Origin of the sequence: Brevundimonas sp., assembly GCF_027484365.1 — a bacterium.
Taxonomy (GTDB): domain Bacteria; phylum Pseudomonadota; class Alphaproteobacteria; order Caulobacterales; family Caulobacteraceae; genus Brevundimonas.
Genome location: NZ_JAIXTC010000025.1, coordinates 70,009 through 93,858, shown reverse-complemented (window position 1 = coordinate 93,858; position 23,850 = coordinate 70,009). Strand labels below are relative to the sequence as shown.

General features: G+C 66.2%; 22 protein-coding genes. 13 read left to right on the top strand and 9 right to left on the bottom strand.

Annotation, left to right across the window (positions count from 1 at the left end):
• Window positions 1-38: 38 nt before the first annotated feature.
• The 3 genes from Q0044_RS13805 (at window position 39) to Q0044_RS13795 (ending at window position 3,336) form a co-directional block, all read left to right on the top strand.
• The gene (locus Q0044_RS13805; RefSeq protein ID WP_298163020.1) at window positions 39-1,340 is read left to right on the top strand and encodes an O-antigen ligase family protein; all 1,302 of its coding nucleotides are present in this window, start codon (window positions 39-41) and stop codon (window positions 1,338-1,340) included.
• The gene (locus Q0044_RS13800) at window positions 1,330-2,493 is read left to right on the top strand and encodes a glycosyltransferase (protein WP_298163018.1); all 1,164 of its coding nucleotides are present in this window, start codon (window positions 1,330-1,332) and stop codon (window positions 2,491-2,493) included. Before Q0044_RS13805 ends, Q0044_RS13800 begins: the two co-directional genes overlap by 11 nt.
• Before the next feature lie 81 nt (window positions 2,494-2,574).
• Window positions 2,575-3,336, top strand: coding sequence for an O-methyltransferase (locus Q0044_RS13795; RefSeq protein WP_298163017.1), 762 nt, complete (start codon window positions 2,575-2,577; stop codon window positions 3,334-3,336).
• Here the strand turns inward: Q0044_RS13795 and Q0044_RS13790 are convergent.
• Together Q0044_RS13790 and Q0044_RS13785 are read right to left on the bottom strand one after the other, a co-directional pair.
• Window positions 3,333-4,835, bottom strand: a complete 1,503-nt coding sequence (locus Q0044_RS13790) for an MBOAT family O-acyltransferase (protein ID WP_298163016.1) — start codon at window positions 4,833-4,835, stop codon at window positions 3,333-3,335. The two genes, Q0044_RS13795 and Q0044_RS13790, sit on opposite strands and share 4 nt — an antisense overlap.
• Window positions 4,836-5,750 carry a hypothetical protein gene (locus Q0044_RS13785; protein WP_298163014.1) on the bottom strand — a complete coding sequence of 305 codons (915 nt, stop codon included), beginning with the start codon at window positions 5,748-5,750 and terminating at the stop codon, window positions 4,836-4,838.
• A 258-nt stretch (window positions 5,751-6,008) separates the two neighbouring features.
• On the opposite strand from Q0044_RS13785, the gene Q0044_RS13780 reads away from it, so the two are divergent.
• The 4 genes from Q0044_RS13780 to Q0044_RS13765 all read left to right on the top strand — a co-directional run bounded on the left by Q0044_RS13780 (window position 6,009) and on the right by Q0044_RS13765 (window position 10,647).
• Entirely contained in the window at window positions 6,009-7,205 is a 1,197-nt protein-coding gene (locus tag Q0044_RS13780; protein ID WP_298163013.1) for a glycosyltransferase family 4 protein, read from the top strand.
• On the top strand, window positions 7,202-8,716 hold the full coding sequence (locus tag Q0044_RS13775; RefSeq protein ID WP_298163012.1) for an oligosaccharide flippase family protein: 1,515 nt from the start codon (window positions 7,202-7,204) through the stop codon (window positions 8,714-8,716). The genes Q0044_RS13780 and Q0044_RS13775 overlap by 4 nt, the downstream gene beginning before the upstream one ends.
• Before the next feature lie 40 nt (window positions 8,717-8,756).
• Window positions 8,757-9,914, top strand: a complete 1,158-nt coding sequence (locus Q0044_RS13770) for a glycosyltransferase family 4 protein (protein ID WP_298163011.1) — start codon at window positions 8,757-8,759, stop codon at window positions 9,912-9,914.
• A gap of 73 nt (window positions 9,915-9,987) precedes the next feature.
• A complete protein-coding gene (locus tag Q0044_RS13765) occupies window positions 9,988-10,647 on the top strand; it encodes a class I SAM-dependent methyltransferase (RefSeq protein ID WP_298163010.1) in 660 nt (219 codons plus the stop codon).
• 17 nt (window positions 10,648-10,664) lie between these two features.
• Here the strand turns inward: Q0044_RS13765 and Q0044_RS13760 are convergent, their stop codons facing one another.
• From Q0044_RS13760 to Q0044_RS13735, 6 genes are all read right to left on the bottom strand, one after another.
• Complete coding sequence (locus tag Q0044_RS13760) at window positions 10,665-11,318, bottom strand: class I SAM-dependent methyltransferase (RefSeq protein WP_298163008.1); 654 nt, start codon at window positions 11,316-11,318, stop codon at window positions 10,665-10,667.
• A 252-nt stretch (window positions 11,319-11,570) separates the two neighbouring features.
• A complete protein-coding gene (locus tag Q0044_RS13755) occupies window positions 11,571-12,236 on the bottom strand; it encodes an OmpW/AlkL family protein (RefSeq protein WP_298163006.1) in 666 nt (221 codons plus the stop codon).
• 104 nt (window positions 12,237-12,340) lie between these two features.
• Complete coding sequence (hemN, locus tag Q0044_RS13750; protein ID WP_298163004.1) at window positions 12,341-13,723, bottom strand: oxygen-independent coproporphyrinogen III oxidase; 1,383 nt, start codon at window positions 13,721-13,723, stop codon at window positions 12,341-12,343.
• Window positions 13,707-13,856, bottom strand: a complete 150-nt coding sequence (gene cydX / locus Q0044_RS13745; RefSeq protein ID WP_298163002.1) for a cytochrome bd-I oxidase subunit CydX — start codon at window positions 13,854-13,856, stop codon at window positions 13,707-13,709. Before cydX ends, hemN begins: the two co-directional genes overlap by 17 nt.
• Before the next feature lie 19 nt (window positions 13,857-13,875).
• Window positions 13,876-15,024 carry a cytochrome d ubiquinol oxidase subunit II gene (gene cydB, locus Q0044_RS13740; protein WP_298163001.1) on the bottom strand — a complete coding sequence of 383 codons (1,149 nt, stop codon included), beginning with the start codon at window positions 15,022-15,024 and terminating at the stop codon, window positions 13,876-13,878.
• Window positions 15,025-15,045: 21 nt separating this feature from the next.
• The gene (locus tag Q0044_RS13735; protein ID WP_298163000.1) at window positions 15,046-16,644 is read right to left on the bottom strand and encodes a cytochrome ubiquinol oxidase subunit I; all 1,599 of its coding nucleotides are present in this window, start codon (window positions 16,642-16,644) and stop codon (window positions 15,046-15,048) included.
• 120 nt (window positions 16,645-16,764) lie between these two features.
• Between Q0044_RS13735 and cydD the strand changes: the two genes are divergently transcribed.
• Together cydD and Q0044_RS13725 are read left to right on the top strand one after the other, a co-directional pair.
• Window positions 16,765-18,387: a thiol reductant ABC exporter subunit CydD gene (gene cydD / locus Q0044_RS13730; RefSeq protein ID WP_298162999.1), complete on the top strand. Its 1,623-nt coding sequence runs from the start codon at window positions 16,765-16,767 to the stop codon at window positions 18,385-18,387.
• Entirely contained in the window at window positions 18,387-20,048 is a 1,662-nt protein-coding gene (locus tag Q0044_RS13725) for an amino acid ABC transporter ATP-binding/permease protein (protein WP_298162998.1), read from the top strand. The genes cydD and Q0044_RS13725 overlap by 1 nt, the downstream gene beginning before the upstream one ends.
• Window positions 20,049-20,050: 2 nt before the next feature.
• On the opposite strand, the gene Q0044_RS13720 is transcribed toward Q0044_RS13725, so the two are convergent.
• Window positions 20,051-20,788 (bottom strand): cyclic nucleotide-binding domain-containing protein, encoded by a 738-nt coding sequence (locus Q0044_RS13720; protein ID WP_298162997.1) that lies wholly within the window; start codon window positions 20,786-20,788, stop codon window positions 20,051-20,053.
• 40 nt (window positions 20,789-20,828) lie between these two features.
• On the opposite strand from Q0044_RS13720, the gene Q0044_RS13715 reads away from it, so the two are divergent.
• The 4 genes from Q0044_RS13715 to Q0044_RS13700 all read left to right on the top strand — a co-directional run bounded on the left by Q0044_RS13715 (window position 20,829) and on the right by Q0044_RS13700 (window position 23,807).
• The gene (locus tag Q0044_RS13715) at window positions 20,829-21,320 is read left to right on the top strand and encodes a hypothetical protein (RefSeq protein WP_298162996.1); all 492 of its coding nucleotides are present in this window, start codon (window positions 20,829-20,831) and stop codon (window positions 21,318-21,320) included.
• 58 nt (window positions 21,321-21,378) lie between these two features.
• Window positions 21,379-21,504 carry a hypothetical protein gene (locus tag Q0044_RS13710; protein WP_298162995.1) on the top strand — a complete coding sequence of 42 codons (126 nt, stop codon included), beginning with the start codon at window positions 21,379-21,381 and terminating at the stop codon, window positions 21,502-21,504.
• An 87-nt stretch (window positions 21,505-21,591) separates the two neighbouring features.
• Window positions 21,592-23,124 carry a succinyl-CoA:acetate CoA-transferase ScpC gene (scpC, locus tag Q0044_RS13705; protein WP_298162994.1) on the top strand — a complete coding sequence of 511 codons (1,533 nt, stop codon included), beginning with the start codon at window positions 21,592-21,594 and terminating at the stop codon, window positions 23,122-23,124.
• Window positions 23,121-23,807, top strand: coding sequence for a hypothetical protein (locus Q0044_RS13700; protein WP_298162993.1), 687 nt, complete (start codon window positions 23,121-23,123; stop codon window positions 23,805-23,807). The genes scpC and Q0044_RS13700 overlap by 4 nt, the downstream gene beginning before the upstream one ends.
• The last annotated feature ends 43 nt before the right edge of the window (window positions 23,808-23,850 follow it).

The following is a 23,850-nucleotide window of genomic DNA, read 5'->3' as shown; positions in this document are numbered from 1 at the left end:
TGCGCCGCCGATGGTGAGGCCCGCTCGGGACCAATGCCGTGAACAGCATCGTCTCGCTGGCCCTTCTCAGCCTCTTCCTGCCGCTGAAGATGATCCTCGGGCCCGTTCAACTGAGGCCGTTTGACCTGATGGTCGTGGTCCTCTGCGCGATGACGGCCGTGATCGCGCCGAGGCTCCCTGCGCGTCCCCGACCTGTCGCAGGCTTCTACCTGTTCTGCGCCTATGCGGCCTGGCACGCGTTCTCCGCCTTTCTGGTCTCGTCCGGGAACGGGATCAGGGAGTTGCTGCAGGTCACGATCATCCTGGCCTTCGGCGGATGCGTCATCGCCCTGCTTCCGGTCCTGAATCTCAAGCGGATCGGCATGTTTCTGCTCATCGGTATGGCGGCCGTGACCGCGTGGAGCATCGTCTGGCATCTCCAGCACGGGTTCCTGACCGGCTGGAAGCGCCTCGATGACCCCAAGACGACCTTCACCTTCCTTCCGACGGCGCTCGGTTGCGCGCTGCTGTTCGCCGCCCGGAACCGGAAGCGCGTCTATATCGGGCTTTGGGGGCTGCTGGGCGTGATCATCCTCCTCTCGGGTGAGCGAAAGGCGCTGGGAATCTACGTGCTGATCACGGCTGCCTTCCTGGCCAGGGGACGGTTCTCGCCGGCGCCGATCCTGCTCGTCGGTGCGGCCGCTGCGGCCTCGATCTCCCTGCTCGCCGCCAGCAACGCCTATATGGCCACCCAGCTTCAGTCGTTCATGGATCCCTTGGACTCCCGAAACAGCTTTGAGTCCGTGGTCCGGGGAGGGACGCCGCAGTCCTTCAGCAACTCCCAGCGACTGTTCGCCGTCAATCTGAGCAGGCAGTTGATCGCCGAGAGCCCGATCATCGGCACAGGCACCAACGGCTATACCGACCGCCTCGCACAGGAATTCTACTACGTCCCTGCGTTCTTGCGGGTGAACATCCACGGCGAGCCGCTTCGTGTGCTCGTGGAGAACGGTCTTGTCGGGCTGCTGCTGTATCTCTCGTTCTGGATCGTCAGTCTTCGCGCGACTCTGAGGAGCTGCCGTCAGCTGATCCATGCCTGGCCGCTTCCGCCAGCCTCGGCATTCATCCTTCTCGCGATCCTTGTGGCTCCCCTGGTGTTCTACGCCCTCTTCGAAGGCAGCGGGACCCACATGTTCATCGTCGGCTTGCTGGTGACCCTGTATCCGGCGCTGATCAATGAGATGGCCGTCCGGCGCCGGCCCGACCTGTTGCGCGCCTTTTCGGCAAGCCGTCCCGTGGGGAGTTCGTTCCCGCGCCAACAGCCGCCGGGCTTCCGCCGAGGGCGTGGACATGTCGCCTGACCCCTCCGGAACCTGGACCGGGCGCGAGACCTGCCCCGGGGACAAGACGGACCGGCGCAGGGTCGTGTGGCTCATCAACGATTTCGATCGTGGCGGTGCGCAGCAGGGTCTCGTCACCCTTGCCCGGAACGGGGCTTTCGCGGGCGTGGCTCTGACGATCGTCCCGGTCGTTCGCGGCTCCGGCGCCTTCGTCAAGGACCTCGAAGGTCCGGATATCCGGGTCCTGGCGCTGGACGATGCCGAACGGATGAAGGTCATCCATCTGGTGTCCGGAGCATGGCGCCTGTGGCGCCTGCTGGGCGCAGTGCGACCGTCTGCGCTCATTCTGTCCCTGCCGCAGGCCAACATTATCGGTCGGATCGTCGGGCGACTGAGAGACGTGCCGGTGATCGCCTCGTTCGAGCACAACACTCATCTGGCCAAGCCGGTCTATGAGCTGGCCTACCGTTGGACGTCACCCCTGGTGGACTGGACTCTGGCGGACTGTGACGCGACGGCGGACGAGGCGACGCGGCGCCTCTACGTCCGGAGGGCGACGCGTAGAACCATCCTGCCGCTCGCCAGCTTTTCCATCGAACCCCCCACGTCTGAACCGGAAGCGGCAAGGACTGGGCCCTTCCGGATCGTGAATGCCGGACGGCTCACGGCCGTCAAGAACCAGACCGCCTTGATACACGCCGTCCGACTGCTGCGGGATCGAGGCCATGACGTCTCGCTCCGCCTCTACGGTGAGGGCAGGGAACGCCAACGGTACGAGGCCCTCGTCCAGAAACTGGCGCTTCAGGATCGCGTTCATTTCATGGGGCATGTGACCGGCTGGTGGACGCAGGGTGCCGATCTGTTTGTGCTCTCCAGCCGTCACGAGGGTCTCTGCATCGCGCTGCTGGAGGCGATGGCCGCCGGCATACCCGCGGCGGCCCCCCTTGTTGGAGGCGTGCGGGACTACGGGGCCGACGGGGCCGTGGACATCCTGGAGGACGTCCTGCCTGAAACCATCGCCTCGGCGATAGAAGGCCTTATGGCCGCGCCGGAACGAAGGCTGGAATTCTCCAGGCGAGGCCGTGCGGTCGTGGTTGAACGTTTCGGGGATGAGGCCATTGGGGCGCGATACAAGGCCTTTGCAGCCGAACTGCGAGCCCTGCCATGCCGCTGACTCTCGACCGGGATCTGCTGAGGAAACGCCGATGACTGTGACCGACGCCCAGTGCTGCCGACCATGCGCATGGGGGTTCCAATGAAGGCTCTGCTCAACACGCTGAAGTTTGCGGTCCGCAACGACGGATGGCGGGTGATCGGCCAGAAGCTGAGGGCCAGGATGAGCTCGGCCAGCGAGGCGCGCGACCGGGCCGAGGTGCTGGAGTGGTGTCGCTCGATCGCCGAACCCTATGCCGAATGGGCGGAAAGCGTCTCGCCCGAGCTGTGGGCCGAGGCTTCGAGGTTCGGCGAGGATCTCGTGGCTCGTGCGACCACTGAACTGGCCACAGCGAAGACGCGTTTCGGGGGAGGCGGGGCCTATGCGCTGCTCTACTTCATGGTCCGGCTTCATCGCCCGTCGGTAATCGTCGAAACCGGCGTCGCCGCCGGCTGGTCCAGCACGGCCTTCCTGTCGGCCCTTGAGGCGAACGGCCACGGGGAACTCTGGTCGAGTGACCTGCCCTATTTCCGGCAGGGCGCGAAGGTTGAGGAAATCGGGGTTCTGGTGCCCGAGTCTCTTCGGGGCCGGTGGCGCCTTTTCGTCGAAGGCGACCGGGTCAACCTGCCCAGGATCGTGGACCAGGTGACCGGCATCGATCTCTTCCACTACGACAGCGACAAGACCGGAGCGGGGCGTGACTACGCACTGGAGATCGTGTCACCGCTGCTGTCGGAGGACGCGACTGTCCTGTTCGACGACATCCTGGACAACGGCCATTTCCGCGATCTGGCCCTGCCCGGCAAGCGGGTGCTGAGCGATCATCGTCGGTTTGTGGGCATGGTCAGTCCCGGTCGGCGCTAGAACTGGAAGTAGATGAATTCGCTGTAGCCGCCGATGCTGCGCGCCGCGACCGCGAAAAGAACACCAAGTGCGATCGCCCAACGCCAGGTCAGGCGAACAGAGATCGCCGGCACCCGGCCCACGGTCTCGTAACCGGGGGACTGCAGTCCCATCCTGAAGCGACGCATCAGCTCCTGGCTGTTGGGGGCGAGCGCCGCCAGCACCAGTGCCGTTCCAATCAGCAGAAGGTCCGGGACGTCGAAGCGGATCTGATCCGGAACGATGTGCAAGGCCTCATAGACGGGCGAGAGCGGGCCGAGGGCCGGGAAGGAGAAGCCGCTCACGCCCAGCATGCCCGCCCACAGGGTGGTGGCGATCTCCATGGTCGGCGCCCGGAACGGCACCCAGGCCATGACGACCAGAAACAGCGTCAGGGCGTAGCTGAGGACTGGCGGCACCCGGGGCATCCGGAGATCGCGCCAGCTGTGGGCGAGGGCAAGAGCGGCCCCGTGGATCGCGCCCCAGACCAGGAAGGTCCAGCCCGCTCCGTGCCACAGCCCGCCCAGAACCATGGTGACGGCCAGATTGAGATACCTGCGGGCCTTGCCTTTCCTCGATCCCCCGAGGGGGATGTAGAGGTAGTCGCGCAGGAAGCGCGACAGGGTGATGTGCCAGCGCCGCCAGAACTCGACGATGCTCCGGCTCTTGTAGGGAGAGTTGAAGTTGTACGGCAGTCGGATCCCCATCATGCAGGAGATGCCGATGGCCATGTCCGAGTAGCCGGAAAAGTCGTAGTAGATCTGACCCGTATAGGCGAGGGCTCCGACCCAGGCAGAGACGAACTGCACCGGTCCTAACTCCGCTGAAGTGAAGATTTCGGAGGCTATCCGCCCGCAAGGATCGGCCAGAAGGGTTTTCTTCGCCAGCCCGACGGCGAACATTCCGACACCCGCATAGAGGCGAACCGGCAGATGGGTGACGCGCCCCCGCATGAACTGGGGGACCATCTCACGATGATGAAGGATCGGCCCGGCGATCAGGTGCGGGAAATAGGTGACGAACAGGCCGTATCGGACGGGATCTGTCCTGTCGGCGTGGCGAGCGTAGCAGTCACAGAGAAAGGCGATCTGGGTGAAGGTGTAGAATGAGATCCCGATGGGCAGCGACAGGCCGGGATCGGGAATCTGCACGCCCGACAGCAGATTGATCTGGCTGACAAAGAAGCCGGAGTATTTGAAGGCGAACAGGACCCCGAGATTGGCGACCAGTCCAAGGATCAGCCAGGGCCTTCGTGTCCCGGGGCCCGCGCCCAGAATGGCGTGGCCGACCAGGAAGTTGAACGCGATCGAGACGAAGATCAGCCATTGATGGCTGTGTTCGCCCAACAGATAGAAGGCCACCGAAAACGCCAGGGCCACGGCCGACGCGGCAAACGGCCCGGCCATCCTCATCGCCAGGAGATAGGCCGCCACCGCCAGGGGCAGGAAGGCGAATATGAAGGCGTAGGAGTTGAACAGCACTCAGTTCACCAACACGGCTCTGGTTGTCGCAGTGACGGCGAGCCGGCCGGACTCCGACAGGTGCCCACAGGCGCACCATCGATCCGCAAACTGCTCCGGGCCGAACGGGCCGATCTCGGTCATCACCACGCCGAGTGCGGCGGCCCGCCGGACAATCTCGGCACGCCGGGCGTCGACCTCCGCTGCCAGCCCGGCGTCGAGTTCACGCAGGCCGGCCATGTCGTTCGGCAGGAAGATGACGACGAGCCGCTTGCCCCGCGCGGCGGCCTGCCGCTGGAGATCCCCGATGTCTTCCAGCAAGGGCCAGAAGGGCTCCGGCCGCACCAGATTGGTCCAGAAATTGGCCTCGATGAACCGCAGGTCCTGTCCCAGTGTCTCGGGGCAGCCCTGCCTCGCCTTTTCATCGGCGAACCAGGTCATCTGGATCTGGTCGTAGGCGGGATAGTCGATGCCCTTGTATTGAAACGGAAGTCGGGCTGTTGCAGGGCCAGGCAAGATCCCTGTTCCCCGTGAGAATCGAGCCCACAGGTCGTTCACGCGACGCGGTCCGGCGACCAGTCGCAGGAAGGCGGTTGTCTGCACGTCGTTGGGGTCAGGATTGGCCAGAGACCCCTGACCGAGATAGAGAACGACCGTGCTGATCCCGGCTTGCTGCAGTGCAATGGAAGCGTAGCTGATCGACTCCGCCAGCGGCTCCCCGCCGTAGCTCAAGTCCACAACCTTAGATTCAAGCGTGTCCTGCAGTATCGCGGGTATGCCACGCCGATCGACGTCACACTTTGAAACGTGGGTGACGACGGAATTGCCGACAACGGCCAGCTCGGCGTCGCCGGCTCCGAGAGCGGCAAGGGTGACCTCGCCAACCCTCTGTCGTGGCACAGGAAACAGGAAAACTACGCAGAAGGAGGCGGCCATCAGAAGGACCAGCCACCGCCGTCGCGATCCGATTTTCTTGTCCCCCATGGACCTCACCCGACCACCCCCGCCAAGCTATGGCAACGACCGCCCAAAGATCAAGTCAAGGTTCAACCTGTGGCAGTTTTGTGAAACCCGCGATGCGAAGCCCCATGCGGCCGGATTTTCCGGAAAACAGGGTTGCGGCGCCGCAGCATTTGCTGCCTGATCAGATCGCACCCTCACGCGGAAGTTCCGGGGGCAAAGGCGCTTTCCAGAGTGGTTGGATCCAGGGTGGACGTCGGCATGGAGGGGGAGGGCAGGGACCGCGCAGTCCACGGGACGATCTGTGTTTTCACGCGGAGCTGGCGATATGCCACCGGCCCCTTCGCTCAGAAGCTCGCTGACTCCATCGCCCTGCAGGGGGTGACGACTTTCCTCGTCGCGCCTCCACCGGAGACCGCCGGGTTTATCGCCCGCCATCCCAATGTGGTTCAGAGGCGGACACCCCGGGGATTGGCAGGGCAAGGCTCGCTGGCGGCAAGGATCGTCGCCACGGTCCGGCGGATGGGATCGGGCGTCTTTCAGGTCCTGAGGGCCCGTTTGCACACCCGGCGTTTTGTCATCACCGCGCCGGAAATCCTCCCCGTCACCCTGCCACTTGTCGTCCTGCTTCGGTTGAGTGGGGGGCGGGTCGTGCTGGTCGTGCACGATCCGACGCCTCACCGCCGTCGCAACGCCCTGATCGGTGCGCTTGAACGGCTCATGCTCAACGTCCTGTACGGCCTCGCCTCGGAGTTGGTGGTGCTCAGCGAGTCCACCCGCCGGGCTCTATCCGACAGCTATCGGCTGCGGCTGAAGACGATCAGCGTCATTCCGGAGGGGATGCCGATCCTCGACGCGCCGCCACTGAGCGGTTCAGGGCGGCTGCTCCTGTTCGGAACGATCCGCGCCAACAAGATGGTCGCCGAGGCTGTCGAGGGCGTCGAGATGGCCCGGAACACAGGCCTGGATGTCCAGTTGACGATCGCGGGGTCGGCCTCGGAGGGCGAGGAAGACTATTTCGCGGCCATCGCCGAAAGCGTTTCAGCCAAACCTCACGTCCGGGCTGAGCTCGGCTATGTGGACGACGCCAGACTCCCCGGGCTTTTCGCGGAGTGCGACGCGCTGTTGCTGCCCTATCGAAATTTCGAGTCTCACAGCGCCGTGGCCCTGCTGGCGGCCGCCGGGCGACGCCCGATCATTGCCACCGCCTCCGGCGGAATAGCGGACCTGTTCAGGGAAGGGATCGCAGGCGTCGAGATCGAAGAAAACACGCCCGAAGCCATCGCCAGGGCGATCGAGAGCTTCTTCGGCCACCCGATGTCCTGTTGGGTCTCACACGCGGAGAAGGCGAAGGGCGAGCTGGAAGGAAGGTACAGCTGGGCCGCAGCGGGCGAACGATATCTGGCCCTGCGGAGCATGAGAGCGGGGTGAGCCGCTTTCAGGACAGCGAGCAGACGCAAGAACCCGGCGAGGGCAGTCACATGCTGACCGGCGTGCGCTGGCTCGTGTTCGGCCGCCTGTTGGTCATGGCCCTGTCGCTGATCGGGACGGCGGTTCTCAGCCGCCTCCTGACCCCGCTGGAATTCGGCATGATGGCGGCCGCGCTTGCCGTGATCGGCTTCGCCGATTCCATGTTCGAAGGCGCATTCGGCCTGAACCTGATCCACGCGCAGGGGATCGACGAGGATGATGTCGCAACGTCGTTCTGGTCGGTCTTCGCGCTGTCGGTGGTTCTCGCCGCGGCGATTGTCCTGTTCGCCCCGCTTATCGAGCGCTTCTACTCAACGAGTGGGATCGCGGTCACCATCGCCTTCGGCAGCCTGGTGGTCGTGGCGCGGGGGATCGGCGCCATCCCGCGCGCGGTCATGCAGCGTTCCGGCGACTTTCGCGGCCTGGTCGGCTCCAACACCGTCGCCTATCTGATCGGCCAGTTCGCCCTGTCCATCGGGCTGGCCCTTCTGGGCTTCGGCGTCTGGTCCCTCGTGTGGGGCAGTGTCGTTACCGGAGCCATCGAAGCGGGGCTGAACCTCGTCCAGTCCCGTATCAAGCCGTGGCGGCGGGTATTCCCCGGAGCGGCCGTCGCCCTGGTTCGCGACAGCAGCCCCTATGCCTTGTCCCAGCTGCTGAGCTGGGCCGCCAACAACGGGGCCAATATCGTGGTCGGACGTACTCTGGGAATCGTCTCCCTGGGCCTGTTCAGCCGGGGTTGGCGGTTGGTCGAGATCATCAACGCCCTGGTCTCGACGCCGCTGCAACGCGTGCTTTTTCCCGCCTTTGCGACTCTGAGGGGCGATAGCCGTCGTGCCGGAGCCGTCATGGCGAGCGCCTTGCGATCAGGGCTTCCGGTCTTCGGGCTGGCCGCCGTGGCCGCGGCTCTGCATGCGTCCGCCATTGTGCGGCTCCTGCTGGGACCGGCCTGGGTCGAGGTGATTCTGATCCTGCAGCTGCTGGCGTTGGGCCTGCTGCCCCGGTGCGCCTACAAGGTGACCGAAAGCGTTGCCTTCGGGATGGGGAACTCGGCCGGGACGGCTGTGCGATCCGCCATCCAGGCCGTCTTGCTGGTGGGTGCCGCCTTCGTGGGTGGCATGTTCGGCCTGCTGCCCGTCGCCGGCTTCCTGTCAGCGGCGATGTGGATCTACTACCTGATTTCCCTCGGCTACGCGGCCTCCTTGGTCATTGCTACGGTGGGCGATCTTCTTCGCCTTCATGCGAAGGCGATGTTGCCGGTTGCTGTTTTCGCGATCGCCGACAGCCTGGCGGCGAGCGCGGTCCCTGAAGCCTGGTTCTGGATCAGTCATTTCGTCGGAGGCGGCGCCGGGCTGTTGGCCGTCCTCCTGTTCATGGCGCTCGTTCCGAGGACCTGGCTCGGTCCCGAATGGTCCACCGCCCGGGATCATCTGACGCGCCCTGTCGTCGGCGTTTTCCGCCGTCCGGGCGCGTAGACATGTCCCTCGAACCCCTTCCTTCCGGGAGCGACCGACCATGCATATCGCGCTGATCGTTCCTGGCAGTCTTCGGGAAAACTACGGGGGAGCGGAGCGACAGGCCGAGCTTCTGGCCGGCGCAATGGCGGCTCAGGGCGTCCGGGTGACCATCGTGGCGCCGTGCAGGCTGTCCGGGTCCGCTGAAGTCGAAACGGAGTTCGGCGCGAACCTGACCGTGAAACTGCGGGACTACCCCAATTTCGGGGGCCGTCGCATGGGGTCCACCCTCGCATGGACCGCCAGGGTGTTGGCCTGGCTGCGGCGACGCCACGACATCGACGCCGTCTATGTGTTCCACGCCCGCCTTCACACCCTTCCCGGGCTGATGGCCAGGATGGTCCTCGGCAAGCCCCTGTTCATCAAGCTTGGAGGCGGCGGAAAGGTCGGTGATTTCAGGGCGCTGGAGTCAAAGACGGGCGGCTACGGGCGTGTGGTCGCGCGTCTGATCCGCGCGCGCGCCGACGGATTCGTGGCCAACAGTCGGGAAATTGTCGCCGATCTGAAGGGCTATGGCGTGCCGGTCGAAAAGATCATCGAGATCTCCAACGGCGTCCTGGCGCCGACGCGGGAGCAGTTCGAGGCGTTCCGGGCGGCAAGGTCGGGGTACAGGTTTCTGTATACCGGCCGCATCGAGCCGGACAAAAACGTGCCGGTGCTCGTCGAGGCCCTGGCGCTGTGTCTTGCACAGGGAGCCGTCGCCGATCTCACCATCGTCGGCGACGGCTCCGATCTTTCGAATGTGGCGGAACGCGCCTCGCGTCTGGGCATCTCGGCGTTCGTTCACCTGCCCGGCAGGCAGGACGATGTTCGGCCCTATCTGACGCAAAGCGACTTCTTCCTGTCGGCGTCCCAGGCCGAGGGGCAGTCCAACTCGCTGCTCGAGGCCATGGCCTATGGGCTCATCCCCATCGTTGCCGAAGCGAGCGGCGTGCGGGATCTGGTCTCCGACGGCGAATGGGGCTTCGTCGCTGCGTCGGCGGATCCCGCAGAACTGTCCGTGTTGATGCTGCGTGCCCTGGCGGTTCCGGAAGCCGGGCGCGGGACGATGGCGGCGAAGGCCCATGGCTACATCGCGAGGCAATTCGGGATTGACCACGTGGCCAGGCAGACGATCGACGTCATTTCCGCGCGCCTGCGTGCGACGCAAAACGGTTGAAGACCGTGGGTCTCTGAACACAGCCGGGGCGGCCGATATGGCCTATGCTGGCGCAATTTTTGGGGACTGGATCATGTCGGTCGCAATAGAGCGCTACACCGGGTCCGGCGGGGCCGACTATCATTCGCGCAGGGCGGCCGGACGGTCAGCCGCGGAACAGCAGGTCCGTGCGGTCTATTTCGAAGGGGTCACCACGGCCTCCGATGTCGTCCTGGACTTCGGCTGCGCGACAGGCGGTATCCTGTCGTCCTTGCCGGCCGCGATGCGGATTGGCGTCGAGGTCAGCGAGGTGTCCAGCGCGGAAGCGCGCAAGGTTCTGGATCGGGTTGTCGCCCATCTGGACGAGATCGAGGACGCCAGCATCGATGTGGCGATCAGCTTCCATGCGCTGGAGCATGTCCCCAACCCGCAGGCCGTGCTGCTCGGCCTCCGTCGTGTCTTGCGTCCCTCAGGGCGGCTCCGTCTCATTGTGCCTTATGAAAATGTGCTGCTGAACCGCCAGCATCGCCAATGGTCGGCCGGCGACCCCGATCAGCACCTGTTCGCCTGGACGCCCATGGCGCTGGGCAATCTTCTGTCGGTCAGTGGCTTCAGGGTCGAGCAGGCCAAGTGCACCCACTGGGCGCGACCGGGTAGACTGGGGCGGCTCGTCGGCGCCGAGCAGGCCCGATGGTTCAAGGCCATCCGGGCCGGGCGGCTTCAGGTTGTCGCGGACGCGCGCTGCGCGGGGTAGCCCATCGGCTTTCGGGCCTATGGCTTTTGAAGAACTGCGACCGACACCTGATAGGGTCTGAAGAGGAATGTCAGTCGGTGAAGCCGCGAAAGGCTCTCTCTCCAGCCGCCCCGGAGCAGCAGGACGCGGGCTAGTGACTTCAGGACCCCGACAGGCCTCCGGTCGAGGTCGGTCCAGAACGAGCCACCGGTCACGCGTTCCGCAACCTGGACCCTGTAGCCCGGGAACAGATCGACCAGCTCTTGCGGCGCGGGCCGATACATCGTGTCGATAGGGTCGAGGTGATACGGGTAGCGGCAGGGGACGCTGACGATCATGAATCCGCCCGGCTGCAGGATTTGGTCGCAGATCGATGCGAAACGCGATCGGTCGGACACGTGTTCGAAGATGTTGCAGCAGAGAACGGTTCTCGCGCCCAGCGCCGTCAGACGGTCCTGGACATCCGCCGTGTAGATGTCGCCGCTGACGTCTATGCCGTCGCCGTCCCTAAGGTCCGTGTGAACGACCTCGACGTCACGCACCCGCAGGGGCGCATGGATGAACCGGTCGATGTGAGGTTGTTGAACCGTGCGGAACGAGGCGGTTGACGAACCCAGCTCTATGACAGGGCCGATCTCCCCTGGAAGCTCCGCCAGCAGCCGGCCGATTGTTTCGGCTTCTTCATGGCGCATGACCAGGCCTTCCTGAACGGCGGAAGCGTAGACACACGCTCCAGCAGTGTGAGACGGTGCCGCGATCGGTGCGTCGGCGTCACAATTTCGCACTGCTCCAAGCAGTCTGTATAACGTCTATATGCAACCATGGGAAGGTCTTCTCTCCAGCGCGCGCACTGGTTGTCCGTCCGGGCTGATGGTCGTCAGACAGGGAGATCCCGGCAGCCGCTGCGCCGTTCCAGATGCGGAACGACGCAGCGTTCGCGATGCTCAGAACTTCCTGCCGAGCCCGAGCGAGATGACCCAGGGGTCGAGGTTGACGTCGCTCTTGAGCGTCCCGCCGTTGATGTCGGCGTCAGTGTTGAACCAGACCTTCTTGACGTCGAGGTTGACGGTCCAGGGGCCTGACACGGCGATATCGGCGCCCGCCTGCAGGGCATAGCCGAACCCGTTGTCCAGATTCACGTCGAAGCCGTTCCGGTTGTCGCCGTTGAAGAACACCATGTAGTTCAGACCGGCGCCGACGTAGGGACTGACCCGTGCTTCGGGCGCGGGGCGATACTGAACCGTCACGACCGGGGGCAGGACCCAGGTTTCGTGAACGGCGAGGTCGGTGGCCGGCCCCTGGGCCCGGATCTCGTGCCGGGTGGCGCCCAGAATGGCCTCCACCGAGATGTGATCCGTGACGAAATAGGTGAAGCCGAGGGTCGGCATCACGCTGTCGCCGACATCGACGCGCAGACCTGTGGCCGCGCCGGCTGCGGTGGTGATGGCGTCATCGGCCCCCGAGGCCACATCGGTGACCCGGCCCGTGACAATCCAGTCTCCCTTGCGGGCGACCTGCCAGTCCTGCGCCGACGCAGGCGCGGAAGCGAGGGTGAGGACAGCGAAGCCGGCCCCGAGGGCGGCGATCCGGGAAGAGGGGTTCAGGCGCATCTTGGTGGTCCACGACGCGGTCCGGCGGCGGGATGCGGCCGGTTGGAGGCGTCATGGAGGGTGTGGTCCCGATGACGCCGCCCGGCCTTGATCCAGCGCAATTCTCAGATCAATCGCCCATGTCTCGATGGCGAGGTCGAGAGAGTTGTATCGAACGCGGCGCAGACCAGACGGACGAACGGCCGACCGGCGTCGGTCACTCCGACGACGTCTCCGTCGCGTCGCGCCAGCCCGTCATCCACCAGCGGCTGCAGTCTGGCGAAGGCCGCAGAGAAGCGATCCGGAGCCGGGCCGTGTTTCCGGTCGATGTCCTGGAGGTCGACCCTGAAGTCGCACATCAGACGTTCGATGATATCAGCGCGCCGGCGATCGTCCGTCGTCAATCCGAGGCCGCGCGCGACCGGCAGACGACCTTGGCCGACCGCCGCGCGCCAATCGCGTTCAACGGTGTGGTTCTGGACGTACCCCTCGCGGGTGCGGCTGATCGACGAGGCGCCGAGGCCGATGAGGGTTTCGGCGACGTCCGTGGTGTAGCCCTGGAAGTTGCGGTGCAGCCTCCCGGTGCGTGACGCGATCGCGAGGCTGTCTGTCGGCAGGGCGAAATGATCCAGTCCCACAGCCGCATAGCCCTGATCGAGCAGAAAGGCCGAAGCCGCCTGGCTCTGGGCGAAGCGGTCTTCCGGCCCCGGCAGATCCGCCTCGTTGATCAGCTTCTGATGCGGCTTCATCCATGGAACATGGGCATAGCCGAACAGGGCGATGCGCCCGGGACGCAGGGTGGTCACCTGGTCCAGGGTCGCCAGCAGATCATCGCGGGTCTGAAGTGGAAGGCCGTACATGAGGTCGAGGTTGAGAGACTTCACCCCGGCCTGCGATAACCAGTCGGCGGCCTGGGCCACTGTGGAGAAGGGCTCGATCCGGTTGATCGCCTTCTGCACCTGCGGCGACAGGTCCTGAACCCCGAGGCTGGCCCTGTTGAGCCCATGATGCGCCGCCCGCTTGACCCAGGCGTGCGACAGGCTGGCCGGGTCCAGCTCCGCCGCGATCTCGATGTCCGGGGCGAAGTCGAAGACGTCACGCAGGCCCGAGAACAGTCGATCGAGGTCGTCCGGGGACAGCATGTTCGGCGTGCCGCCGCCCAGATGCAGCCGGGCGACCCTTTGGCGACGGCCCAGCCGATCCGCGACGAGACCCGCCTCGGTCAGCAGCAGATCGACATAGGTCCGGATCGTCTCGGTGCGGTTCACCGCTCGCGTGTTACAGGCGCAATACCAGCAGAGCGTTCGGCAAAACGGGACGTGGACGTAGAGTGAAACCGCCTCGTCCGCCGCGACCGCCTCGAGCCACCGTCCTCCGTCCTCGGGACCCACATCCGGGGTGAACCGGGCCGCGGTCGGATAGCTGGTGTAGCGGGGGACGTTGCTGTCGTAGCGCCGGATTAGCGCGGCCGTTCTCACCAGACGGCGGGTCTCAGCGCAGGCCGACATCGGTCGCATCGGTCTCTGGCGCCGACAGGCCCTGGTCGCCTTCGTCGGAGAGGTGGAACTCGTGCCAGAGGCCGTTCAGCACGCCGAAGCCGACGGCGAGGCCTACGCCCAGTATCCAGGTGAAATACCACATGGGTCAGGTGTCCTTCGGATCAGTAGAGATCGGGATTGGTCTTGAGCGCGGTCGTAGACGTCCGGCCCCACAGCACGCGGTAGACCCAGGCCGTGTAGATCAGGATCAGGGGCAGGAAGACGATGGTGACGCCGAGCATGATGAACAGGGTGGTCTGGGTCGACGAGGCGTTCCACACCGTCAGGCTCGAACCCGGATGGATCGAACTGGGCAGGATGAAGGGGAACATGGACAGGCCCACGGTCGAGATGATCCCGACAACTGCGATCGAGGAGCCGGCGAAGGCCAGGGGCTCGGACCGGCGCCACAGTCCCAGCAGGGAGATCACGGTCCCCACGAAGCCCAGCACGGGCGCCACGATCATCCAGGGATAGGCGGCGTAGTTGTCGAGCCAGGCGCCCGGAGCGGCGACAACGGCGGTCCGCAGCGGGTTGGAGAAGCCCGACGGATCCACGGCCCCGACGATGCGGTAGCCGAGATCTCCGAAGGCCACGAACAGGCCGCCGGCCGCGAACAGGACGAGGCTGAGGAGGGCCGCGATGGTGCCGAAGGTCCGTGCCCGACCCTGGACCGGCCCAAGCTCGGCCTTGAGGCCCAGCCAGACCGCGCCGTGCAGCACCAGCATCGAGACGGACAGCAGACCGCAGAGCAGGCTGAACGGGGTGAACAGACCGAGCAGCGTTCCCTCGTAGAAGGACCGCAGATCACCATCCAGGCGGAAGGGCGCGCCCAGCAGGACGTTTCCAACCGCCACGCCAAACACCAGGGCCGGGACGAACCCGCCGATGAACAGGGCCCAGTCCCAGGCCGAGCGCCAGGTCTTGCCGGGACGTTTCGAGCGATATTTGAACGCGACCGGCCGGAGGATCAGCGCGGACAGGACCAGGAACATGGCCAGGTAGAAGCCCGAGAAGCTGACGGCGTAGACAAAGGGCCAGGCCGCGAAAATCGCGCCGCCGCCGAGGATGAACCAGACCTGGTTGCCTTCCCAGGTCGGGCCGACGGTGTTGATGACCATCCGGCGCTCCTCGTCGGTCCGGGCGACGAAGGGCAGAAGCGCGCCGACGCCCAGGTCGAAACCGTCGGTCAGGGCGAAGGCGATGAGCAGCACGCCCAGCAGTCCCCACCAGATCAGGCGGAGGGTGGCGTAGTCGAGGGGGATATCCATCTCGGTTTCCTAGCGATCAGGTCAGGCGAGGGCGGGAGCGACAGCGGGCGGGGTGTTGGGAGCGTGAGGACCAGGCTCGTCGGCAGGGCGATCCGCGAACTCCTCCTGCTCGGCGAACGGGCCGCGCTTGATCGTCTTCAGGATCAGCCCGACCTCAATCACCGCCAGCCCGCCGTAGAGGGCCGTGAAGCCGATGATCGTCGCCCACAGCTGGGGCACGCTCAGGCTTGAGGCGCCCAGGAAGGTGGGCAGGATGCCGTCCACAGCCCAGGGCTGACGCCCGACCTCGGCGACGATCCAGCCCAGCTCTGCGGCGATCCAGGGCAGGGGTATCGCGAGCACGGCCAGCCAGAGGAACCAGCGGGTTTCATGCTTGCGCAGGGTGGACAGGATGAAGGCCGTGGCGAACAGGACGATCATGGCGAAACCGATCGCGGCCATGAACCGGAAGGTCCAGAACATCACCGGCACGTTGGGCACGGTGTTCCAGGCGGCGACGACAATCTGGTCGGGGGTGGCCTGGCGCGGGTCGGCGACCAGTTGCTTGAGCATGAGGCCATAGCCGAGGTCGTTGCGGTGCAGCTCGAAATCGCCGCGCGCCACCGGATCGTTCGGGTTCGCCTTGATCCGCTCGAGCGCGTCATAGGCCAGGACGCCGGATTCGATGCGGGTCTGGGCCGTGGCGACCAGGGGCAGGATGCCCTCGACTTCCCCGTCCAGGCTTCGCGTCGCCATCAGGCCGAGCGCCCAGGGGATGGTCACCGCAGCCTCAGTGCGATGCGTTTCCATGTTGGGGAAGCCGAAGGCCGTCAGGCCGGCGGGCGCCGCTTCGGTGTTCCACATGGCCTCGATCGCGGCCAGCTTCATTTTCTGGTTGTCGGTCAAGGTGTAGCCGCTCTCATCGCCAAGGACGACGACCGACAGTGAAGCCGCCAGCCCGAAGGCGGAGGCCACAGTCATCGAGCGTCTGGCGAAGGCCCGGTGCCTGCCCTTGAGCAGGTAGAAGGCGGACACGCCGAGCACGAACACCGAGGCGATGACATAGCCCGCGCTGACGGTGTGGACGAACTTGGCCTGGGCGACCGGGTTCATCAGAACGGCCATGAAATCCGACACCTCCATTCGCATGGTGTCCGGATTGAAGGTCGCGCCGACCGGGTTCTGCATCCAGCCGTTGGCGATCAGGATCCAGAGGGCCGACAGATTGGTGCCGAGCGCGACCATGAAGGTCACGAACAGGTGGGCGACCCGGCTCAGCGTTTCCCAGCCGAAGAACATCAGCCCGACGAAGGTCGCTTCCAGGAAGAAGGCCATGAGACCTTCGATCGCCAGGGGGGCGCCGAATATGTCGCCGACGTAGTGGCTGTAGTAGGCCCAGTTCATGCCGAACTGGAACTCCATGGTGATGCCGGTCGCGACGCCCAGCACGAAGTTGATGCCGAACAGGGTCGCCCAGAAGCGGGTGATGGTTCGCCAGATCGGCCGGCGGGTCATCACATAGATCGACTCCATGATGACCAGCATGAAGGACAGGCCGAGCGTCAACGGCACGAACAGGAAGTGGTAGAGGGCTGTCAGCGCGAACTGCAGCCTGGAGAGGTCGACGACCGCCAGGTCCATGGGAAAGCTCCGGATCGCCGGTCCCCACGACCGACGAGACCCTCCGTCTAGAGACCGGCCCGTGGACCGGCTTTGATCTCGATCAAAGCCGGTCCAACGGCCTCCCCTTATGGCTGCGGCATGACGCTCGCTCCCCTCACAGGGCAGATCACCCTGCCTCCCGAACGTCGGCTGGCGCTGTGGGCGCGGTCACACCGTCGCGGGCGGACGCTGGCGGACCTGCTGACCGTCCTGGATGCGACTCCCGCCATCGGCTTCGCTGCGGGATTGGCCGGGGCCTTGGGGCAATTGGCCAACGGGGAGGGACAGATCGGGCTCTGGCTTGCGCTGGCGCTGCTCAGCCTGGGCGTCAGGGCAGGGCTCGCCCAGATGGCTGTGCGCGTCTCCGCGTCGACGGCGATGGGGGTCAAGCGCGGCGTGCGGCATTCCGTGCTTGAGGAACTGTTCGCGGGACGGCGCGACGGAGCGGGCGGCGTGTCGTCGGCGGTCGAGGGCGTCGAAGCCCTGGACGGCTATTTCGCCAGGTTCACCACCCTGCGGAAGGCCGCGGCGATCGCCCCGTTGCTGATCATTGCGGCGGTCGGTTTCGCCAGTCCCGTGGCGGCGGGCATCCTGCTGTCCACCCTCGTGCCGTTCGCCGTCGGCATGGCCCTGGCCGGGATGGCCGCCGCCGCCGAGAGCCGGCGTCAGTTCGAAGCGCTGCAGCGACTGTCCGTCCTGTTTCTTGATCGCATCCGGGCCTTGCCGGTCCTGATCGCGTTCCAGGCCGAGTCGCGGACGGTCTCGGAGATCGGTCGCGCTTCGTCGGAGCTGGCCCATCGCACCGGACGCGTCCTGAAGGTCGCCTTCCTGTCCTCAGGCGTGTTGGAGTTCTTTGCGGCTCTGTCGGTCGCCCTGGTGGCTGTCTACTGCGGGTTCAATCTCCTTCGTCTGCTGCCGTTTCATGCGCCGGAGACGCTGACGCTCACACGCGCCTTCTTCGTCCTGGCCCTCGCACCCGAGGTCTATGCGCCGCTCCGGCGGCTGGCTGCCGCCTACCACGATCGTCAGGCGGCGGAGGCGGCGGTTCCCGCGCTCGTCGGAGACGCGGACCAGGGGCCGCGGCGGCCCCATGCCCGGATCACCTGGGCCGAGCCGCCCATGATCCGGTTCAGGGACGTCGAGATCCGCTACGAAGGCGGCGCGGCGGTCCTGAGCCGGTTTGATCTCGATGTCCCGGCGGGCGCTGTCGTCGCGATCACCGGCGCGAGCGGGTCCGGCAAGAGCAGTCTGCTGCATCTTCTGCTGGGCCTTGCGCCGCTGTCGGCAGGCGAGGTCGAGATCGGCGCGCAGCGACTGTCGGAAGTCGGGGACTTCGCGGGCTCGGTCGGCTGGGCCAGCCAGGCGCCGATCGTCATTCCCGGGACCCTGGGCGGGAACGTCGCCCTCGCAAGGCAGGGCGCATCGTCCGGGGCGATCCTGCGCGCCGCCGGCCGGGCCGGGTTGCACGGTGATCTTGCGCGGACGCTCGACGAGCGGGGCGGGGGACTGTCGGGCGGGGAACGGCGCCGACTGGGTCTCGCCCGCGCCCTGCTGTCGGAGTCGCGGGTTCTGCTCTTCGACGAGCCCACAGCCAACCTCGATCGCGACACGGAGACGGCCTTGATCGGTGCCCTGCGTCAGGCCTGCGAGGGCCGCACCGTCCTGATCGCCACCCACTCCGAAGCAGTTCTGGCCTTCGCCGATCATGTGGTGCGGCTCTGATGACAGGACGTCTTCGGCTTCACGCCTTGCTGGCCGGCCAAAGGCGCGCCCAGCGCGTCAGCCTGGCGACGGCGGCGGCGTGCGCGGTCGTGGCGGCCGCAAGCGCGGTGCTCCTCCTGGGTCTCTCGGGCTGGTTCATAACCGGGGCCGCGCTGGCGGGACTGGCAGGCGTGGGCGCGGCGCAGACCTTCAACGTCCTTCTGCCGAGCGCAGCGATCCGGCTGCTGGCCATCCTGCGGACCGGGGGCCGCTACCTCGAACGGGTGAGCGGCCACGACGCGGCGCTGAAGGCCCTCGCGTCCCTGCGGCCGGCCCTGTTCGCGGAACTGGCCTCCGCCGCGCCGGACAAGGCCCTGGCGCTGTCCAGCGGAGAGGCCTCTGCCCGGTTCGTCCAGGACGTGGATGCGATCCAGACCCTCTTCGTGCGTCTCAGCGGCCCCTGGGGCGCGGCGGCGGGGGCCGTGGCGGCCGTCGGTCTGGCGGGTCTGGCCGATATCAGGGCCGGGATCGTCGTAGCGCTCGGTCTGACGATCTCGGTGGCCGGATCGCTCCTCATCGGCCGCCAATGGATCGATCCCGCGGGCCGTGAGGTTCAGGTCGCCGTCGGTCGGCTGAAGGATCGTCTGTCGTCGCTACAGGCCTCGGCCGCTGAACTGCGCGCCTATGGTCTGGAGTCCTGGGCCGTCGACGAGACCGATCGCACCGCATCCGCCCTCGATCAGGCGACGCGCCAGGTCTCGATCGCCGGAGGCAGGATCGCGGCCTGGCAGACGCTCGTCATGGGCGTCGCCGCTGTCGGCGTGTTCGCGGTCCTGATTCACCACCCGCCGGCGCTTGTCGCCCTCGCCGTGCTCGCGGCCGTCGCGTCCCTGGAAGCCGCCTCATCCCTGTCTGTGCATTTCCGATCCGCGGGTGCGGCGGATCAGGCGCTGATCCGGCTGTCGGAGCTTGTCCCTGATCCGGCGGTTCCTTCGCTGGATGTCCTGCGTATGGGATCGGTCTCGAAGCTGGGGTTCCGGTCCGTCGCCCTGGGTCTCGAGCCGCCTCAGCGACTGGCCGTCACGGGCGCGACGGGCCGCGGCAAGACCACCTTGATCGAACGGCTGATGGGCCTCCGTCCCTGTCCGGATCGGAGCCTCACAGTGGCCGGAGTCCCCTCCTGCGATCAGGACCGCGCCGTGCTTCGCCGACAGTTCGCGTACGCGGCCCAGGAGGTCCGGCTGCTCGACGGCACCATTCGCTCCAACCTCCGCGTCGCCGATCCGGAGGCCCGCGATCAGGACCTCTGGGGCGCACTTGGAGACGCAGACCTCGCGGACCGGGTTCGTCTTTCTCCCCTCGGCCTCGACATGCCGCTGGGCGAGAACGGCGCCTGTCTGAGCGGCGGAGAGCGGCGGCGCCTCGGCCTCGCCCGCGCCTACCTTCGCAGCGCCCCCTGGCTCGTTCTCGACGAACCGACCGAAGGTCTGGACGCGGCCTGCGAAGCCCGCGTGATCGAGGGCTTGAGGCGCCGGCTCGACCGCAGCGGGCAGGGCCTGATCGTGATCAGCCACAGACCTGCCGTCCGATTGCTGTGCGACGCGTCCATCGAAGTCATGGGCCTGCAGGCGAGCGGAGAGCTTGTGCTGACGACAGGCTTACGGCGCGCTGTCGCCGCCTGAGATCAGGCTTCGCCTTCCGCCATGGCCTTGAGCACGGCGGGCTGTTCGATCCGCAACTCGGTCAGGGACAGCAGACGGATGACGCCGCTTGTCTTCAAACGTGTCAGCACGCGACTGACGGTTTCGATGGTCAGCCCGAGATAGTCCGCGATTTCGAGGCGGGTCATCGGCAGATGAACATGACCGGCGACCGTCGCGCGGACCGGATCATGGTCCGGCAGATCCAGCAGGAAGGTCGCGACCCGTTCAAGGGAGGTCTTCCGTCCAAGCAGCATCATCTGGTTCTGGGCCGCGGCCAGCTCGTGGTTGGCGCGATCCAGCAAGGCGGCTTCCAGCGCCGGCGTCTCGCGGATCAGGGTACGATAATCGCTCTTTCGGAAGCGGCAGGCGGTCGCCGGCTCGATCGCCTCGGCGGAGAAGACGTAGGTCTCTCCGGTCGCGAGGCCCAGGAAATCGCCGGCGAAGAGGAAGCCGGTGATCTGACGCCGACCGTCGGAGAGCAGCTTGTAGACCCGAACCGAGCCAGAGGTGACATTGAACACATGCCGCGCCGGGTCGCCTTCGCGGATCAGGGCTTCGCCCGGTTGCAGGACGAGGTGCTCCGCCAGGGCGTCGAGGCGACCCAGATCAGCGTCGTCGATGTTGCCGCAAACGCTGAACGGACGTGCGCCGCAACCGGCGCAGGCGTTGCTGCGGCGACGGTCTGCGCATCCGACGGGAAGAGCCTTGAGCTCGAGCATGATCTTGTCCTGACCGGGGCGATCCTAAGGCGTGCGACCGGTGACGGCAAATGTCGAATTGATCGAGATCAAGGCGGATCGCGATGGCGTGACCCTAGGCTGGGCCATGACCGAGGTGCGCGTTCATCCTCTCCGTGAGGCCGATCTGGACGAGGCGGTCGTTCTTGCCAGCCTCGGATCCGGCGCACTTGATCCTGATCACTGGCGGCTCGGCGCTCTGACGCGGCTGCAGGACCCTGCGAAGGGAGGTGTTCTGGTCGCCAGCACCGGTTCGGGGCGACTGTGCGGACTTCTGACCTATCGAATTATCCCCGGCGGCGAGGCCAGGCCGAGTCTGGAGGTCGAACGGCTTGTGGCCTTCGATCTGATTCATCCTCGCGCGATCGCCGACGCCCTCATCGCCGAGGTCGTGGTTCTGGCTCGGGGGCAGGACTGCGACAGCCTGCGCCTGGTCCGGCCGTTCGATCCGCCCGCCGACACGACCGCGTTCGTGCTCGCCTCCGGGGTCGGCGATCTGCACAGCGTGTTTTGATCTCGATCAAGGCGGTGGCGGCGTCATGGGTCCATCAAGGTCCGCAAGGAGAAACACCATGCCCCTGGACGCCATTCCCTTTGTCGGAGCGGTCATCGCCGCCTTCGCCCTGTTCATCGTCTCAGTCGGCGGCGCCGCCGCCTGGACTGCTTTTCCGCGACGCGACCCGCCTCTCGAGCGCTGAGCGCCCCCGACGAGGCATTGATGCGGATCAATGTCGGCTTCCGCCTGAGGCTTCAGACTGCCCGATAGCAGGGGCAAGGGCGACTTCATGACGGACAGACGGATCGCGAGCCTCGGCCACCGGACCAGGGTCATGCCGGCGGCGGCGGCGGCGGCCCTGATCGCGCCGAATACGACCATAGGTCTCAGCGGCTTTACCGCTTCCGGCTATCCGACCGCCGTGCCCTTGGCCCTCGCTGCGCGGATTGAGTCCGAGCATGCTGCGGGCAGACCCTTCAAGCTGCGGATCTGGACCGGCGCCTCGACAGGACCCGAACTGGACGGCGCCCTGGCCAAGGCCGACGGCATCGAGTTCAGACTGCCCTACAACTCCGACCCCACATGCCGCGACAAGATCAATCGCGGGCAGATGGAGTATTTCGACATGCACCTCAGCCAGGTGGCGCCCGCCGCCTGGCAGGGCATCCTCGGGCCGCTCGACACGGCGATCATCCAGGTGACCGGCATTCGCGAGGACGGGGGGCTGATCCCTGCGTCCTCCGTCGGCAACAACAAGACCTGGCTCGACCGGGCGGGACAGGTGATCCTGGAGGTCAACCGCTGGCAGAGCCCCGAACTGCTGGGGATGCATGACATCTACTATGGTGCAGCCCTGCCGCCGAACCGCGTGCCGATCCCCCTGATCCGCCCCGGCGACCGGATCGGCGAGCCTTGTTTCCGCTGCGATCCTGACAAGATTGTCGCCATCGTCGAGACCGATCGACCGGATCGCAATGCCGGCTTCACGACCCCTGGGGCGGACGATCTGGCGATCGCCGGCCATCTGCTGGAGTTCTTCGAACACGAGGTGAAGAAGGGGCGGCTGCCCCCGTCGCTGCTGCCGCTGCAGTCGGGTGTGGGCAACACCGCCAACGCCGTGCTCACGGGCCTGATCGACGCCCCGTTTGAAAACCTGAGCGCCTATACGGAAGTGATCCAGGACGGGATGCTGGCCCTGCTGGACAGCGGCAAGCTGAGGATGGCGTCCTCCACCGCGCTCAGTCTCAGCCCGGACCTGAGCGAGAGCGTCAACCGGCGTATGGGCGAGTATCGCGACCGCATCATCCTGCGCTCGCAGGAGATCACCAATCACCCGGAACTGATCCGCCGCCTCGGCGTCATCGCCATGAACGGGATGATCGAGGCCGACATCTACGGCAACGTCAACTCGACCCATGTCATGGGTTCGCGGATCCAGAACGGTATCGGCGGCTCGGGCGACTTCGCCAGAAACGCCTACATCTCGATCTTCATGAGCGCGTCGACCGCCAAGGGCGGGACGATCTCGACGATCGTCCCGCACGCGTCCCACGTCGATCACATCAATCAGGACGTCCAGATCATCGTCACTGAACAGGGACTGGCGGATCTGCGCGGCCTGTCGCCGAAACAGCGGGCGAAGGTGGTCATCGAGAACTGCGCCCATCCAACGTACCGACCGGTCCTGGCCGACTACTACCGGCGGGCGCTGGCCGGTTCGTTCGGGCTGCAGACGCCCATGCTTCTCGATGAGGCCCTGTCCTGGCATTCGCGATATGTCCGCACCGGATCCATGGCGTCCGGACCGGGAAGCGCGGCATGACCGGGCCCGCTCCGATCCAGGCGCGTATCGAAGAAATCGCGTCCGAGATCGTCCGGCTTCAAAGCGAACTGGATCGGGAGATTTTCCGCCGTCGCGAGGCCCTCGGCTGGCGGCTTCACGAGGGGCTGGTGGAGTTCGAGCACGGGGTCGTGGCGGAACACCGACGCCTGAAGCGGGGCGCCGCTGCCTTCATCGCCGGCGCGCCGCCAGCGACGGTGCTGACCGCCCCGGTGATCTATTCCCTGATCCTGCCGCTGGCGCTGATCGACCTTTGGGCCTCGGCCTATCAGGCGATCTGCTTCCGCGCCTATCGCCTGCCTCGTGTCCCCCGACGCGACTATATGATCTTCGACCGCGAAGCCCTGGCCTACCTCAACTGGATCGAGCGCCTGAACTGCTGGTTCTGTGAATATGCCAACGGGGTCGCCGCCTATGTCAGCGAGATCGCCAGCCGGACCGAACAGTACTGGTGTCCCATCAAGCACGCGCTCAAGGTCACCAGTCCCCACCAGCGCTACCAGGCCTTTGTCGAGTTCGGCGATGCCGAGGGTTACCGGGATCGTCTGGGGCGATTGAGGGCGAACCTTCGGGCCGAGCCGAACGGGAGCATGCTGGGTGTTTCGACCCGCTCGCCAGACGCAGAGTCGGGCGGGTCTCCGCCGCCAGTTTCGCCGGACCGTTGACGCGCCGCCACGCCTGCGAGCGCCCGCTTCCGGGTGACCCGCC

Excerpts from the sequence above, each read along its gene's own strand:
- Q0044_RS13700 (WP_298162993.1), top strand. The coding sequence starts at position 23,121 with ATGACCGGGCCCGCTCCGATCCAGGCGCGTATCGAAGAAATCGCGTCC.
- Q0044_RS13800 (WP_298163018.1), top strand. The coding sequence starts at position 1,330 with ATGTCGCCTGACCCCTCCGGAACCTGGACCGGGCGCGAGACCTGCCCC.
- Q0044_RS13760 (WP_298163008.1), bottom strand. The coding sequence starts at position 11,318 with ATGCGCCATGAAGAAGCCGAAACAATCGGCCGGCTGCTGGCGGAGCTT.
- Q0044_RS13785 (WP_298163014.1), bottom strand. The coding sequence starts at position 5,750 with ATGGCCGCCTCCTTCTGCGTAGTTTTCCTGTTTCCTGTGCCACGACAG.
- Q0044_RS13725 (WP_298162998.1), top strand. The coding sequence starts at position 18,387 with ATGACAGGACGTCTTCGGCTTCACGCCTTGCTGGCCGGCCAAAGGCGC.
- Q0044_RS13735 (WP_298163000.1), bottom strand. The coding sequence starts at position 16,644 with ATGGACCTGGCGGTCGTCGACCTCTCCAGGCTGCAGTTCGCGCTGACA.
- Q0044_RS13795 (WP_298163017.1), top strand. The coding sequence starts at position 2,575 with ATGAAGGCTCTGCTCAACACGCTGAAGTTTGCGGTCCGCAACGACGGA.
- Q0044_RS13765 (WP_298163010.1), top strand. The coding sequence starts at position 9,988 with ATGTCGGTCGCAATAGAGCGCTACACCGGGTCCGGCGGGGCCGACTAT.
- cydD (WP_298162999.1), top strand. The coding sequence starts at position 16,765 with ATGACGCTCGCTCCCCTCACAGGGCAGATCACCCTGCCTCCCGAACGT.
- Q0044_RS13720 (WP_298162997.1), bottom strand. The coding sequence starts at position 20,788 with ATGCTCGAGCTCAAGGCTCTTCCCGTCGGATGCGCAGACCGTCGCCGC.
- Q0044_RS13755 (WP_298163006.1), bottom strand. The coding sequence starts at position 12,236 with ATGCGCCTGAACCCCTCTTCCCGGATCGCCGCCCTCGGGGCCGGCTTC.
- cydX (WP_298163002.1), bottom strand. The coding sequence starts at position 13,856 with ATGTGGTATTTCACCTGGATACTGGGCGTAGGCCTCGCCGTCGGCTTC.
- hemN (WP_298163004.1), bottom strand. The coding sequence starts at position 13,723 with ATGTCGGCCTGCGCTGAGACCCGCCGTCTGGTGAGAACGGCCGCGCTA.
- cydB (WP_298163001.1), bottom strand. The coding sequence starts at position 15,024 with ATGGATATCCCCCTCGACTACGCCACCCTCCGCCTGATCTGGTGGGGA.
- scpC (WP_298162994.1), top strand. The coding sequence starts at position 21,592 with ATGACGGACAGACGGATCGCGAGCCTCGGCCACCGGACCAGGGTCATG.
- Q0044_RS13770 (WP_298163011.1), top strand. The coding sequence starts at position 8,757 with ATGCATATCGCGCTGATCGTTCCTGGCAGTCTTCGGGAAAACTACGGG.
- Q0044_RS13710 (WP_298162995.1), top strand. The coding sequence starts at position 21,379 with ATGCCCCTGGACGCCATTCCCTTTGTCGGAGCGGTCATCGCCGCCTTC.